General features: G+C 64.8%; 12 protein-coding genes and 3 tRNA genes. 7 read left to right on the top strand and 8 right to left on the bottom strand.

What is annotated here, in order from left to right; translation table 11 throughout:
* Positions 1-19 precede the first annotated feature (19 nt).
* The 4 genes from C8D78_RS07970 (at position 20) to C8D78_RS07985 (ending at position 4112) form a co-directional block, all read left to right on the top strand.
* Complete coding sequence (locus C8D78_RS07970) at positions 20-796, top strand: electron transfer flavoprotein subunit beta/FixA family protein (RefSeq protein WP_120952047.1); 777 nt, start codon at positions 20-22, stop codon at positions 794-796.
* A gap of 11 nt (positions 797-807) precedes the next feature.
* Positions 808-1791, top strand: coding sequence for an electron transfer flavoprotein subunit alpha/FixB family protein (locus tag C8D78_RS07975; protein ID WP_120952050.1), 984 nt, complete (start codon positions 808-810; stop codon positions 1789-1791).
* Between the two features lie 617 nt (positions 1792-2408).
* A complete protein-coding gene (locus C8D78_RS19950) occupies positions 2409-3503 on the top strand; it encodes a cytochrome b/b6 domain-containing protein (RefSeq protein WP_244208309.1) in 1095 nt (364 codons plus the stop codon).
* Positions 3504-3623: 120 nt separating this feature from the next.
* Positions 3624-4112, top strand: a complete 489-nt coding sequence (locus C8D78_RS07985) for a hypothetical protein (RefSeq protein WP_120952055.1) — start codon at positions 3624-3626, stop codon at positions 4110-4112.
* A 13-nt stretch (positions 4113-4125) separates the two neighbouring features.
* Here the strand turns inward: C8D78_RS07985 and C8D78_RS07990 are convergent, their stop codons facing one another.
* From C8D78_RS07990 to C8D78_RS08005, 4 genes are all read right to left on the bottom strand, one after another.
* On the bottom strand, positions 4126-4962 hold the full coding sequence (locus C8D78_RS07990; RefSeq protein ID WP_120952058.1) for a carbohydrate ABC transporter permease: 837 nt from the start codon (positions 4960-4962) through the stop codon (positions 4126-4128).
* Complete coding sequence (locus tag C8D78_RS07995) at positions 4959-5816, bottom strand: carbohydrate ABC transporter permease (protein WP_244208310.1); 858 nt, start codon at positions 5814-5816, stop codon at positions 4959-4961. The genes C8D78_RS07990 and C8D78_RS07995 overlap by 4 nt, the downstream gene beginning before the upstream one ends.
* 104 nt (positions 5817-5920) lie before the next feature.
* Positions 5921-7234 carry an ABC transporter substrate-binding protein gene (locus tag C8D78_RS08000; RefSeq protein ID WP_120952064.1) on the bottom strand — a complete coding sequence of 438 codons (1314 nt, stop codon included), beginning with the start codon at positions 7232-7234 and terminating at the stop codon, positions 5921-5923.
* A 53-nt stretch (positions 7235-7287) separates the two neighbouring features.
* Positions 7288-8481, bottom strand: coding sequence for an aminotransferase class V-fold PLP-dependent enzyme (locus tag C8D78_RS08005; RefSeq protein ID WP_167467881.1), 1194 nt, complete (start codon positions 8479-8481; stop codon positions 7288-7290).
* Between the two features lie 365 nt (positions 8482-8846).
* On the opposite strand from C8D78_RS08005, the gene C8D78_RS08010 reads away from it, so the two are divergent.
* Complete coding sequence (locus tag C8D78_RS08010) at positions 8847-9551, top strand: FadR/GntR family transcriptional regulator (RefSeq protein WP_120952067.1); 705 nt, start codon at positions 8847-8849, stop codon at positions 9549-9551.
* Between the two features lie 338 nt (positions 9552-9889).
* Here C8D78_RS08010 and C8D78_RS08015 read toward each other — a convergent pair.
* The 3 genes from C8D78_RS08015 to C8D78_RS08025 form a co-directional block, all read right to left on the bottom strand.
* Positions 9890-9965, bottom strand: a tRNA-Phe gene (locus tag C8D78_RS08015).
* Positions 9966-10013: 48 nt separating this feature from the next.
* A tRNA-Asp gene (locus tag C8D78_RS08020) sits at positions 10014-10087 on the bottom strand.
* Between the two features lie 105 nt (positions 10088-10192).
* Positions 10193-10265: transfer RNA gene (locus C8D78_RS08025), tRNA-Glu, on the bottom strand.
* A gap of 177 nt (positions 10266-10442) precedes the next feature.
* Between C8D78_RS08025 and C8D78_RS08030 the strand changes: the two genes are divergently transcribed.
* On the top strand, positions 10443-11462 hold the full coding sequence (locus C8D78_RS08030) for a PHP domain-containing protein (protein ID WP_120952070.1): 1020 nt from the start codon (positions 10443-10445) through the stop codon (positions 11460-11462).
* A gap of 14 nt (positions 11463-11476) precedes the next feature.
* Here C8D78_RS08030 and C8D78_RS08035 read toward each other — a convergent pair whose 3' ends face one another.
* Entirely contained in the window at positions 11477-12076 is a 600-nt protein-coding gene (locus tag C8D78_RS08035; RefSeq protein WP_208641922.1) for a LysE/ArgO family amino acid transporter, read from the bottom strand.
* Between the two features lie 71 nt (positions 12077-12147).
* Between C8D78_RS08035 and C8D78_RS08040 the strand changes: the two genes are divergently transcribed.
* Entirely contained in the window at positions 12148-13029 is an 882-nt protein-coding gene (locus tag C8D78_RS08040; RefSeq protein WP_120952075.1) for an ArgP/LysG family DNA-binding transcriptional regulator, read from the top strand.
* Positions 13030-13041: the final 12 nt, after the last annotated feature.

The raw sequence follows: 13041 nt of genomic DNA on the forward strand, positions 1-13041 counted from the left end.
GCCACAGGAAGAGCCATCGATGAAGATTATCGTCCTAGTTAAGGAGGTCCCCGATACCTACGGGGACCGGAAACTGAACCTTGAAACGGGCCTCGCCGATCGGGCAGCCAGCGAGGCAGTCATTGATGAGATCGGTGAGCGGGCCTTGGAACTGGCGCTGACGTACGCCGACGCTAACCAGGGCACGGAGGTCGCTGTGCTCACCCTTGCTCCCGAGGGTGCGACGGCAACAATACGCAAGGGCCTTGCGATGGGCGCGGGGAGCGCCACCCACATCTGCGACGAGGCGCTCCGCGGTGCGGATCTTGGGCTCACCGCTGAAACCCTCGCCGCGGCGATCCGCCGGATGGGGTTTGACCTGGTGATCACCGGCAACGTCTCCACCGATGGATCCGGCGGCATGATTCCCGCAATGCTCGCCGAATTGCTTGATGTGCCGCATGCCACGGGCCTCAGTTCCGTAGAGATCAGCGACGGCGCGGTGTCTGGCTCCAGGCCCATTGAGTCCGGCGTCCAGAAGGTGTCCGCCGGACTGCCCGCGGTGATTTCCATTACCGAGGCGCTTCCCGGGGCACGCTTCCCGAACTTCAAAGGGATCATGGCCGCGAAGAAGAAGCCCCTTGAGACGCTTACCCTCGCAGACCTCGGGCTCACGGCCGACGATCCGGACGCGGCGCGTTCGATCATGCTCACTATTGCCGAGAAGCCCCCTCGCGCGGCGGGGATAAAGATCATTGACGAGGGTGATGCCGGCGAGAAGCTCGCGGACTTCCTCATAGAAAACCGACTGGCTTAAGGACGAACGACATGACTGAATTCCCTCGTGACGCAATCCTTGTCGTCGTGGAAACCCGGGCTTCCGGTGAGCTCGAGAAGGCCGCGGCGGGTCTCTTCGGCGCCGCGGCCGCAGTTGGCACGCCGATTGCCCTGGTACTTGCCTCACCCGGCGCCGGAAGTGCCGCGGCCGCGGAGGCCGCGGTCCTTGGCGCCGCGCGCGTATTGGTCGCGGAGACTCCGGACCCTTCCGCGCTCGGAGTGTCGGGCGTCGATGCGCTTGTCGCAGCTGTGGAGCTGACGCAGCCGGATGCAATCCTCATTTCTCATTCTCTCAATGGGCGTGACCTTGCCGGCCGTTACGCGGCCCGTCAGCGTGCTGCAATTTCTGTCGACGCGGTCGGTGTGTCACGTGACGACGAGGGCGTCGTGGCACACCACTCCGTCTACGGCGGCGCGTACAACGTGACGTCAACGTCCACGTTCGGGGCGCCGGTCATTACGGTTCGACAGGGCTCCATCGAGGCGCGTGCCACGGCTCAGCCGCCGGCGTCGGAGACCTTGGACGTGACGGGCTCCGGGAAGCCGGCCGCCCGGATCGACGCGTTCGAGGAGGCAGTTGCCGCCACGTCACGGCCGGAGCTGCGGGGGGCCGCGAAAGTTGTGGCGGGTGGCCGGGGCCTCGGGTCGGAGGAACAGTTCGCCCTCGTTGGACAGCTGGCCGATACACTCGGCGCCGCCGTTGGTGCTTCGCGTGCCGCCGTGGATGCAGGCTACATCCCGGCGTCACAGCAGGTGGGCCAGACCGGGGTTTCCGTGTCATCACAGTTGTACATCGCGCTGGGCATCTCCGGCGCAATCCAGCACCGGGCCGGCATGCAGACCGCGAAGACGATCGTCGCCATCAACAAGGATTCAGACGCGCCGATCTTCGAAATCGCCGACTTTGGTGTCGTCGGCGACCTATTCAAGGTTGTACCCCAGCTGATCAGCGCACTTGAGGCTCGGAAGAAGTAGTGATGGCAACTCAGTCTGGGTCTATTCGGCGGGGCCTGCCGCGCGTCGAAGGCGGTGAGCCCTGGCCTGCAGCAGGCCAGGCGCCCGCTCGCATTGCCGCGGCAGGAGCGGCGGCCGGGCCGGCGACCGTCAGCAGGGCCGAACCGGCCACCCCCGGGCCGGCGGCAGCCGCGCCCTCCGCTCCCGCCGCTCCCGCCGCACTCCAGGAAGCGGCAGTCCAGGAAACGGCGGCGGATGCGGCGTTGTCCGTTGCGGCCCCTGCGGTGAACGCCGCCGCTGCAGTGAGTCAGGGCGCCGCGTGGACGCGGCAGCTGCGCCGTGGCCTTCCGCGCGTGCCGGGCGGCGAGCCTTGGCCACCAGCGGGCGAGGTTTCGGTGTCAGTGGCGGCATTGCCCGGGACGCCCCCCGCAGTCGCCACGCCCGCGCCGGCTGCCGCTGCAACTGCGCAAGCCGCGCCGGGACCGACGTCGTCCGCAGTTGCTCCGGCCACACTGGCCACGGGAACCACCCCGTTGCGTCGCGGGCTTCCCCGTGTCCCCGACGGCGAACCGTGGCCGCCGGCCGGACTTGCCCCTGCGGCCGCTGCAGCCCCTGCGGTGAAGACGGAACCAGAACTCGTGGCACAGACCTCTGCCCCGGCCCCGGCCGCCGGCGTGGCGGAGGCCCCGGCCCCGGCTGCCGGCGTGGCTGAGGCCGTTGCCGACGCGGCGCCGCGTCGGACCACGAGCGCAGCCACGAGCGCAGCCGCTCCAGCATCGGCCGCAGCGCCCGTCGCCGCGGAAAAGCCCGCGCGGCCAAAGGCCGAGGCGAGGCTCTACGGATCGCGCACCGCGGGACAGTGGATCAAGCTCGCCGTGCTCCTCGCGCTCGGCGCCGTGGCCGCGGCCGGGATTCTTGTGCTCGCCGCGCGCGGCGTGACCACGCTGCCCGGTGTGCCGGAGTTCCTCAAGAGGTATCCCGGCGCGTATCAGCTGCCCGAGACGGCCCAGCCCGGATTCCCGTGGTGGGCGCAGTGGGCGCACTTCTTCAACATTTTCCTGATGGTTCTCATCATTCGCTCCGGATACCAGGTGCGCACCCAGCAGAAGCCTCCGGCGTATTGGACGCCGAAGGGTGGCGGCAAGAAGATCAGCATCAATCTGTGGCTGCACCAGTCGCTCGACATTTTATGGCTGGCCAACGGCCTCATTTTCGTGGTGCTGCTGTTTGCGTCAGGCCGCTGGCTGCGGATCGTGCCGAGCAGCTGGGAGGCGTTCCCGAACGCGCTCTCCGCGCTCCTGCAGTACATGACACTGGACTGGCCGGTGGAGTCCGGCTGGGTCAACTACAACAGCCTGCAGCAGATCATGTACTTCCTCGTGGTGTTCGTCGCTGCCCCGCTCGCGGCGATCACGGGTGTGCGCATGAGCGAGTTCTGGCCGAAGAACGCGAAGACCCTGAACAAGGTCTACCCGGTGGAGGTGGCGCGCGCGATTCACTTCCCGACGATGCTGTTTTTCGTGCTGTTCATCCTGGTCCACGTGTTCCTGGTGTTCTCGACCGGTGCCCTGCGCAACCTGAACCACATGTTCGGCGGTACCGACGAGGTGAACTGGGTCGGGTTCTGGCTCTTCGCTGCCGCAATCGCCATCACGGCGGCCGGGTGGTACGCCGCCCGGCCGCTCGTGCTCGCACCCATCGCGAAGCTGTTCGGTCAGGTGAGCAGCCGCTAGGCTCCGTCGCTTGTTCTGCCGTTTTCGGAGGTTCGTGATCGCCGGGATTGGTTTGAAGGGTTTCCTGTCCTCCGCTGCCACTTTCACACGTTCACCACTGGCACATGGGAGTATTCACATATGACTACCGACAATGATGGTGCCGACATCCCGGCAGAATTAGGCGCTCAGGGCGCGGACGCCTCGACCGAAGTTCGTGGTTGGGACCACATCGGGGCCATCATTGTCGATGCCGCGCTGCAGCGGCGACAGAACTACCACGCGACCGTCCAGCCGCGTGTTCTCGCGCTGATTGCGGAGTGGCCTGATGCGGCAACGACCAGCGGATTCCGCCGGGGACTCGACACGGGGACCCTCTCGGAAGTTATCAGCTGGCCCTCGCCCGGCCGCCTCGCCCAGGTAGAGGACATGACGGGAGTGCTCGAGCGTGAGGGCATCGAGACGGTGACGGAGCTCCGGGCAGCGCTCGGTGATCAGGCCAGGAGGGCCCTGCTCCGGGAGGCTCTTGGGGCCGTGCGGCATGTCAGTCCCAAAACGCTGGATTACATCGACACCCTCAGCGGAACCTCCACAGGTGCGGCCGCGGACGGAGGGGCACGCAGCGAATAATCCAGCTCCGGGACTAGCCCTTCACGGCGCCCGCCGTCAGGCCTTGGACGATGTATTTGCTCGCGAACGCAAACATGATCAAGGTGGGAACCACCGTCATCACGGCGGCTGCGGACATCGGCCCCCACTCGATGTTGTAGCTAGTAATGAAGCCGCTGATCGCTGTGGGCACCGTTTTGTTGGAATCCGAATTCATGAGGGTGACGGACAAGAACAACTCGTTCCAGCAGTTCACGAAGTTGAAAATGAAGGCCGCGGTGATCCCGGGGAGCATGACAGGCACTAGTACGCGAAATAGCGCAACCAGCCGCGAGCAGCCGTCAATCATCGCCGCTTCCTCGAGTGCGTCTGGCACGTTGTCGAAAAACCCGCGCAGCATGATGGTGCTGAAGGGGATGCACATGGCGATGTAGACCACTATCAGGCCGCCGCGCGTGTCAACCAGGTTAAGGTTGGTCATCATCATGTAGAGCGGCCCGAGGGCGATGAAGGCCGGGATCATCTGGGTAACGAGGAACGCCATGACGACCGCCCCCTTGGACGCGAACTCGAACCTGGCGATGATGTACCCGGCGAGAAGGGAAATGACGGTCACAACTGCCCCAGAAACGCTCGCCGCGACCAGGCTGTTGACCATGTACAGACCGAAGTTGGCTTGGTTGAACAGGCCAGCAAAGTTGTCGAAGGAGATCTTTTCCGGCCAGTACTGGAGCGGGAACTTATAGATCGCGCCCGGGCTCTTCAGCGCCGTGACGGTGATCCAGTACAGCGGAAACAACGTGATGACCAGCCACAGCCCGAGGAATCCGAACTTGGCAGTCCGGCCAGGCAGCGTCGTCTTGTGCATCATGTGGTTTTCCTCCCGTGCACGATCTGCAGGTAAAAGACTGCGAAGACAAGCATGATGAACAGCATGATTAGGCCGATCGCGGACGCGACGCCATAGTCGCCCTGCTGGGTCTTTTCAATCATGAAAGTCGTGACGATGTGAGTCTGGCCCGCCGGTCCCCCGCCCGTCATGCCGTAAATGATGTCGGGGAAATTGAAGATCCAAATCACGCGCAGCAGCACGGTCAGCGCAAGCGTGGTGCGGATGTAGGGCACCGTCACGCTGAACAGCGTGCGGGCCCTGCCGGCGCCGTCCATGCTTGCGGACTCGTACAGCTCATCCGGGACGGACTGCAACGCGGCCAGGATCATGATGGCGAAGAAGGTCACCCCGTACCAGACATTGGCGATGATGATTGCCACCATGGCCAGCGAAGGGTCGGCCAGCCATGGTAGCGGACTCTGGATTAGATGCGCCTTCATCAGCAAGTCGTTCACTACGCCGAACTCGCCATTGAACATCCAACGGAAGAGGATTCCGATGAGGAACCCGGAGACGGCCCACGGGAAGAAGATGAAGGCCTGATACGGCCCGCGGAGGAAGAACCTCCGTCGCAGCAGTAGGGCGAGCGAGAACCCGATCAGGAACTGGGGAATCAGCGAGCCGATAACCCAGGTCGCCGAGTTGACCAGCGCCGTCCAAAACTGGTCGGATCCGAAGATGGCCACGAAGTTGTCGAAACCGATCCAATCAGTGTTGCTCAGGTCGTTCAGGTTCCAGTTGCGAAACGCCATCTGGCTGCCGAAGAGCATCGGGTAATACGTGAACACCGATACGAAGACGGCAGCCGGGGCCAGGAAACCGGCGATGGTCAATCCCCGTCTGGCGGTGAACGATCGGCGGCGCCCCGGTCCGCCGCGGCGGCGAGGGCCGTCGGCCGTTGCCGGCAGACGAACCTCACCCTCCGTAGTTTTAACCGTCATGACTGTCCGGCGGTCTTCCACTTGGCCGTCCAGTACTGGTCCCAGCTGGCCAAGAGTTGGTCGGTGGTCATCTTGCCGGTGAGAGCCTGCTGGAGTTCTGAATCGGACTTAGTAACCCACTCGCTCCACCATGAGACGGTTCGCGGCTGGATCACGTTCAGGTACGTGTCGGGGTGCTGGTTCATGGTCACGTAGGCCGCCCAGGGACCGGTTTTGAAGAAAGGATCGTCCGTAGCGCTCTTCACGATCGGGACGAGTGAGTTCTTCTTGGCGAATTCCACAGTGCGTGGACCGGAGGTAAGAAATTCGGTCAGCTTCAGAGCCTCGGCTTTGTGCTGGCTGCTCTGGGCGATACCCCAGCCGGCGGTGGCCACGGGCTGGGCTGCTTTCCCAGACGGCCCCACCAGTAGTGGGGTGGTACTCCACTGGTCCTTGGTGATGGATTGGGACTGGCCGAGCGTCTCGATTACCTCGGGGTCCTGAAGGAGGAACGCGGTGGAACCGGAGCTGAACCCCTGCACCATCTCCGGATAGCCCCAGGCGATGGAGGACGGCGGGGAGCCATTCTTGAAAAGCTCAATATACGACTGCATCGCCGTCTTCGCCTCGGGGGCGGAGAAGATGGTGCTGCCGTCCTTGAGCTTGAACGCATTCTTGGTGTCGAGTTTGTCTGCAACGTACGCCTCAATGATCGCGACGGCGTTGGTGTTGCCGTTTTTGCCGCCGCGGAAGGCGTAGCCGTACTGGTTCTTCGATGGATCGTTAATCTTCTCCGCCTGCTTGATCAGGTCATCCCAGCTGTGGGGCGGCGAGTCGAAGCCGGACTGCTTGATCAAGTCCGTGCGGTAGTAGGTGCTCAACCCATAGAAACCGTACGGAACGTAGTACGCCTTGCCGTTCTGGGTGGCGTAGCTCTTGGCGTTGTCCGTCAGATCGTTCCATCCGTCCCAGCCCTGAAGATCGCTCTTCATGTCGTATAGCCAGCCATTGGAGCTGAACGGTCCAACGGTGATGTCCCTGGCTTCTAGGACGTCGATGCCCTTGCCGGACTGCAGCATTTGCTGAATCTTCTGGTCGGCCGAGTCGGTGGGCGGCGAAATCAGGTTTACGGTGATGTTCGGATTGGCCTTCTGGAAGTCTGCCAACTGGCTCTTGATCAGGGTTGTGCGCGCCGGGCTGGTGAGGCTTTCGACCATGTTGAGGGTGACCTTTCCGTCACCGCTTCCGTTAGCGTCGCCCGGGCCGCAGCCGGTCATCGTCAGCGCGGCAGCCAACCCAATCGCCGCGCCCCTGAACAATTTGTTTGACATGCCGTGCTCCTTTTCGTTGGCGGTGGTGCCACTGTCACTGATGGTGGAGGTATTTACTTTCGCCTTTCCGTTCGACCGAGTTCCACGATGAACGGGACGGCCCGTTCGACGAAGTCCTCGAAATCGTCCGCGGTGTTGTAGACGTGGGTTGAGAGCCGGAGGTATCCATGCCCTCCCCAATGGGTGATCGCGGATTCGATGCCCAACTGGGCGGCGATGATGTGCCGGAGCCAATGCGCCTCTTCCTGCGTTTCAACCAGACCGGCCGGCAGGCGGACGAGCCGGAGCCCGTTCACGGGGACCCCGACGGACACCGCAGCATCCTCGCCGGTGGCGGCGGTCAGCGCACCCACCACGATGGATTGGGCATAGTCGGCCAGTTCGGTAATGTACCGGCGCATCTCATCCCATCCATACCGTTGCTCCAGCGTCGCCATCGCGACAGGGGCCGCCAGGTACGAAGTGATATCAATCGTTCCCTGCTGGTCGAAACGTGCAGGGAACGGCTCTGGGGCCCCCCACGAGTCGATGAGCGGGTACAAAACCTGGGTGTGCGGGCCGGAGGCAACGAGGGCAGCAGTCCCGCGGGGGGCGCAGGCAAACTTATGGAGGTTGCCGACCCAAAAGTCCGCACCGATCCCGGCGAGTGGTTCGGCAAACAACCCCGGGGAATGGGCGGCGTCGACCAGCACAGGGATGCCGCGCCGACGGCCCTCGGCCGCGATCCGTCCGGCCGGCAGTACCCGCGCGGTTGCCGAGGTGACATGGTCGATGACCACCAGCGCAGTGTTCTCGTTTAGGGTCCCCGTTACCCGGTCGAAAACTTCGTCGTCCGAAGCGTCCAAGGGAATGTGGACGGAGTTTACGGAGCCCTCCCAGCGCGCGGCCAGCCGCTGAGCTCCCATCAGTATGGCGCCATAGCTGTGGTCTGTGGTGACGATTTCCATGCCGCGCCAGGCGGGGACATTGTTGTAGACAACGCTGGCGCCGGCGCTTGCGTTGGGCACCAGCGCCGTGGCGTCCTGCGGTGCGCCCAGGTACGCGGCAATCCGGCGCCGGGCCGGTGCTACCTTGCCGGGCATGTCCATGAACCAGTCACAGGGGTTGGCATTCATGATGCCGGAGAGCTCACGCTGGGCCCGCAGCGCAGCCGACGGAACGGCGCCGAAAGATCCATGGTTGATGTGCCGTACACCCGCAGCGAGGGAAAAATCCGTGCTGGCCGGCGCTCCTTCAGGGGTTAACATCGCCTCGGGCCGCCGCGGCGCCGCACCGGCCCCGGGAAAACGGCCGGCGTCAGGGCCCCCGGAACCTTCGGGATCCTTGCGTGAGACCTTCGGCATTGCCGCCCCGGGAACCATCGGACTCCAATCAACGTCGCTTCAGCGGAACTTCTCTGTCCCGTAGTTCGCACAAGCATAGTCATCAGACCACTTTTCGCAAGAGCTGCGCCTCGAGTTTTTTTGGATCGATTCATCGCTTCATATTCGCGCGGTGAGCGAGCTAGGACGAGAGGAGCATAAAAGTCATCTGAGGAGTATCGTCGGTAGGGTTAGCGTCGGTGTAACGCGGTTCCCGGCGCGGGAGTAAACCGATGAGGGGACTATGCGGCATGACGGTACTGAATGAAGCCCTCGACGGGCTGCGACGGATGATTGCGGCTGGCGAAGTTACTCCTGGGGAGAAGTTTCCGTCAGAGACGGAACTTTGCGCGCGCCTGAACGTGTCCCGCAGTTCGCTCCGGGAGGCCGTGCGCACATTGAGTGCGCTGGGCGTCATTGAATCTCGTCACGGCTCCGGAACTTATTTGTCCAGGCTCGACCCCGCCCAGGTCATCCGGAATTTCTCGCTGACGGTTGATCTGCTACCGCTGGACAGCCTCCTGCAACTCTTTGAGATCCGAAGGGTTCTGGAGGCGCACATGGCCGCGCAGGCGGCAGCCCGCTGCACACCCGCACTGGCGGACAGCCTAAACTCGCTAATTGTCCGGATGGAAGACGAACCTGATCCCCGCCTCGCGGCAGATCTCGACAGCCAGTTCCACCGGCTGATTTGCGACGCCGGCGGCAACCCGACAATCACATCCCTCATTGATGTCTTCCGGTCCCGTGGCAGCCACTACAAGATCATGGAGGGGACCGCGGCCGCCGAAGTCCGCGCCGCCAGCGACGCCGGCCACCGAAGCATTGCGGCCGCGATCATTGCGCGGGATCCCATTGCGGCCCAGAGTGCCGCCGCTTCGCACGTGGCCCAGACCGAATACTGGCTGCGGCTGTTGCTTGACCCCGGAACTCCCCACGTTGCCGAAGCGATCTAGCCCCAATCGGCTGTGCCTTCGTACCGCACGTGTTGTCGAATATAGAGTGCAGCGGGTCGCCGCCCACCCCGCATCGGCAGTTCGAGTCAGGCCTGCGTTTTGTATGGGACGCGACGAGGTTGCTGCTGTAGGCCCGGCCCAGCCCTGCAATAGGCCGGGCTGCTCGTCCGCCTACGCCGGCGACCTTATGCCAGTTCCGCCTTTTACCCAGGGAATGCCAGAGGTCCGTCACAGATCTGGATTGATTTTGCCGTCTTCAGACTGAATCGCCGGGTCCACCAGACAACGAAAAAACCCCGCAGTTCCCGTGTAAACACTGGGAACTGCGGGGTTCTAGCTGGTGGCTCCGACCGGCGTCGATCCGGTGACCTTTCGATTTTCAGTCGAACGCTCTACCAACTGAGCTACAGAGCCTAGGTGACATGTCACCTTGACAGCCGGAACTTCTTCCGACAATCAGAGCGACCCTGACGGGACTTGAACCCGCGACCTCCGCCGTGACAGGGCGGCGCGCTAACCAACTGCGCTACAGGGCCTTGCTTGTTTACTGCTTGTTCTTGCTGCTTGCAGTATCGCTACCGCAATTTTTCAAGGCCTTTAGCCTACCAGACTTTTTCATCCGGCCCGACCAGTTCCCTGCGTACCCCCAACGGGATTCGAACCCGTGCCGCCGCCGTGAAAGGGCGGTGTCCTAGGCCGCTAGACGATGGGGGCCAGAACTCCATCCGGTTGAACACATCAGGGCAAAAATTAAGGGCCGAAGCCTGTCGTTTTTTTCCTCGCGGGTTCCTCCGAACGGGACTATAAAACTATAAGGGCAGACCCCCGGAATATCCAAAATCAGCGGCCCGCCGGTGCAAGACGAGCGCGGGGTGGGTGCAAGATGGACTGATGGATGCCGTTGACGCCCTCAATGAGATTGCGTTCTGGCTGGAACGCGAACTGGCCCCCACGTTCAAGATTCAAGCGTTCCGAAAGGCCGCCGGGATTATCGGGGCCCTGGACCCGGATGAGGTCGCGGAGCGGGCCCGCAACGGCCGGCTGAAGAGCATGAAGGGGATCGGGGAGCGCACCTTCGAAGTCATCAGGCAAGCGGTCGACGGCGGCGTCCCCGACTACCTGGCGGGCCTGCGGGAACGCGGGCAGCAGCCCCTCGCACACGGCGGGGCCGAACTTCGCTCCGCACTGCGCGGTGACCTGCACAGCCACAGCGACTGGTCCGACGGCGGGTCCCCGATCGGGCTCATGGCTGACGCCGCCCGGACCCTGGGCAGGGACTATCTCGCCCTGACGGACCACTCCCCCAGCCTCAAGATCGCCAACGGACTGAGCGCCGAACGCCTGCGGGAACAGCTGGACGTGGTTGCCGGCATCAACGCAGGCTGCGGGGACTTCCGCCTCCTGGCCGGGATCGAGGTGGACATCCTGGAGGACGGCACCCTGGATCAGACCCCGGACATGCTGGACCGGCTGGACATCGTGGTGGCCAGCGTCCACTCAAAGCTCCGCTCCGACCGGCACACGATGACCGACCGGATGCTGGGTGCCATCCAGGACCCGCACATGAACGTCCTCGGCCACTGCACCGGCCGGCTGCTGCAGGGATCGCGGGGCACCCGGCCGCAGTCCGAGTTCGACGCCGAGCGCGTCTTCGCCGCGTGCGCCGGAAACGATGTCGCCGTCGAAATCAATTCCCGCCCCGAACGACAGGACCCGCCGGACGAACTGATCCGGCTGGCCCTCGAAGCCGGCTGCCTCTTCAGCATCGACAGTGACGCCCACGCGCCGGGCCAGCTGGATTTCCTGCAATACGGCGCCGAGCGTGCGGCCTCGAACGGCGTGCCCGCCGAGCGGATCGTCACCACCTGGCCGCTGGACCGGCTGTTGGAGTGGGCCGGACGCGGAAAATAACAGCCGCCCCGCGCTCAGGTGACCAGCAGCACCGCCAGGGTGAACATCACGACGGCGATCCCGGCGTCGAGCACCCGCCAGGCCGATCGCCGCCGGAACAGGGTTGTCAGATATCGCGCCCCGGCGCCCAGCGCGGTGAACCAGGCAATACTGCCAAGGCCGGCCCCGGCGGCGAACCACCAGCGCCCGGACTCGCCCTGCGCGGCGGCGAGGGACCCGAGCAGCAACACCGTGTCCAGATAGACGTGCGGGTTCAGCCAGGTGAAGGCCAGGCATGTGCCCAGAACGGCGGCCCGGCTGCCAACCGGCTTGGCACCGGGGTTCTCCATTTGCTCCCCGCGGACCGCGCGCCGGGCCGCGAGCGCCCCGTAGGCGCAGAGGAAGGCGACGCCGGCCCAGCGGATCACCACGAGGGCCGCCGGCGCCCGGTCCAGGAGGACGCCGATACCCGCAACACCCAGCACAATGAGCACCAGGTCCGACACTGCGCAGACGGCCACCACCAGCGCGACGTGGGAACGCTGGATGCCTTGGCGCAGAACAAACGCGTTCTGCGCGCCTATGGCGACAATGAGGGACAGTCCGGCTGAGAGCCCGGAGAACAGGGGGAGCATCACCACTCCACGGTAGGGGCAGGCCTGAGATGAAACCAGTTAAAGTTTGTGGGGATACATAAGATGAGCTAATGATCGACATCTCACCCGAGCAGGCCCGGACCCTGGCCGCCATCATGGCGCACGGAAGCTTCGACGCGGCGGCGGCCCACCTGTCCGTCACGCCCTCGGCCATCAGCCAGCGGATCCGCGCCCTCGAGGCCGCCGTCGGCCGGCCGGTCCTGACCCGGGCGCGGCCGGCCGGGCTCACGGAGTCCGGCCAGGCAGTGGTGCGGTTCGCCCGGCAGCTGGAACTGCTCTCGGCCGACCTCGCGGAGGAACTGCAGCCGGACCAGCCCCCGGACCGGACGCGCCTGACGCTGGTCATTAACAGCGATTCGCTGCACACCTGGGCGCTGGCCGGTCTCGCGGCGGCCAGCGGCACCGTCCAGCTGGAGATTCTGCGTGAAGACCAGGAACATTCGCTGGAGCTGCTGCGCTCCGGCGCGGCAGCGGCCGCCATCACGGCTACCGCCAAACCGGCCGCCGGATGCATCTCCCGCCGGCTCGGAGTCATGCGCTATCTGCCGGTCTGCACGCCGGCCTTCGCCGCCACCTGGTTCGGCGCCGGGGCAGCGGCCGAGGCGCTGGCCACTGCCCCCGTCATCGTCTTCGACCGCAAGGACGACCTGCAGGACCGCTACCTGCGGCGGTTCAGCCGCAAACCGCTGCAGCCGCCGCGGCACTATGTGCCCGCGGCCCACGAGTTCGGCGAAGCCATCCGGCTGGGCATGGGCTGGGGCATGATGCCCGAGATCGAGATCGGCGAGGACCTCACGAGGGGCACGCTCCGGACGCTGTCCCCCCGCGCGCAGGTGGACGTCACCCTGTACTGGCAGCAGTGGCGGCGCGGCTCGGCGGCGCTGGCCGGCGTCGCGGGCGCCGTCCAGACAGCGGCGGCAGTCCTCCGCTGACGCCCGGCGGCA

This window comes from Arthrobacter oryzae (assembly GCF_003634095.1).
GTDB lineage: Bacteria > Actinomycetota > Actinomycetes > Actinomycetales > Micrococcaceae > Arthrobacter > Arthrobacter oryzae.

Coding starts and splice junctions, on each gene's coding strand:
- C8D78_RS08010 (WP_120952067.1), top strand. CDS start 8,847: ATGACGGTACTGAATGAAGCCCTCGACGGGCTGCGACGGATGATTGCG.
- C8D78_RS08000 (WP_120952064.1), bottom strand. CDS start 7,234: ATGTCAAACAAATTGTTCAGGGGCGCGGCGATTGGGTTGGCTGCCGCG.
- C8D78_RS08005 (WP_167467881.1), bottom strand. CDS start 8,481: ATGTTAACCCCTGAAGGAGCGCCGGCCAGCACGGATTTTTCCCTCGCT.
- C8D78_RS07975 (WP_120952050.1), top strand. CDS start 808: ATGACTGAATTCCCTCGTGACGCAATCCTTGTCGTCGTGGAAACCCGG.
- C8D78_RS08035 (WP_208641922.1), bottom strand. CDS start 12,076: ATGCTCCCCCTGTTCTCCGGGCTCTCAGCCGGACTGTCCCTCATTGTC.
- C8D78_RS08040 (WP_120952075.1), top strand. CDS start 12,148: ATGATCGACATCTCACCCGAGCAGGCCCGGACCCTGGCCGCCATCATG.
- C8D78_RS07985 (WP_120952055.1), top strand. CDS start 3,624: ATGACTACCGACAATGATGGTGCCGACATCCCGGCAGAATTAGGCGCT.
- C8D78_RS07990 (WP_120952058.1), bottom strand. CDS start 4,962: ATGATGCACAAGACGACGCTGCCTGGCCGGACTGCCAAGTTCGGATTC.
- C8D78_RS08030 (WP_120952070.1), top strand. CDS start 10,443: ATGGATGCCGTTGACGCCCTCAATGAGATTGCGTTCTGGCTGGAACGC.
- C8D78_RS07970 (WP_120952047.1), top strand. CDS start 20: ATGAAGATTATCGTCCTAGTTAAGGAGGTCCCCGATACCTACGGGGAC.